The organism is Blastococcus sp. CCUG 61487 (genome assembly GCF_005222955.1).
Taxonomy (GTDB): Bacteria; Actinomycetota; Actinomycetes; order Mycobacteriales; family Geodermatophilaceae; genus Blastococcus.
The window spans coordinates 1-351 of sequence record NZ_LWUA01000210.1; the positions used below are offsets into that span (position 1 = coordinate 1).

Below are 351 nucleotides of genomic sequence, written 5' to 3' on the forward strand. Positions count from 1 at the left end.
TATCGACCGTGCCACCCAGTCGTGAGTATCGATACTGCCCAACGCGAAACCGCCGCCGTGATAGTAGAGGACAAGTGGGAGTTCTCCGGCGCTTTCAAAGCCCGCTGGCCAGTAGATGCGCACCGCAATAGGGGGTGCATCGGTGACAGGAATCGAGGTGTCCTTCACACGACCCACCGTGGGCAACTGCGCATCGCTAGGGGCAGCGTGGCGGCGGGACTCACGTGCCAGGGTCAAATCCTCGGGCCGATCGAGCTGTACCGCTGGGCTCGCCTCGAGGACTGACATCAGGAGCGGGTCAACGGGGCTGGTCACGATTTCCTACCTTCTACTCGGTGTCCTCGGATGTTG

1 pseudogene is annotated in these 351 nt (G+C 61.8%); it reads right to left on the reverse strand.

Annotated elements, in window-relative coordinates:
* Positions 1–315: pseudogene (locus A6V29_RS21260) on the reverse strand (alpha/beta hydrolase); the annotation flags it as partial.
* Positions 316–351: the final 36 nt, after the last annotated feature.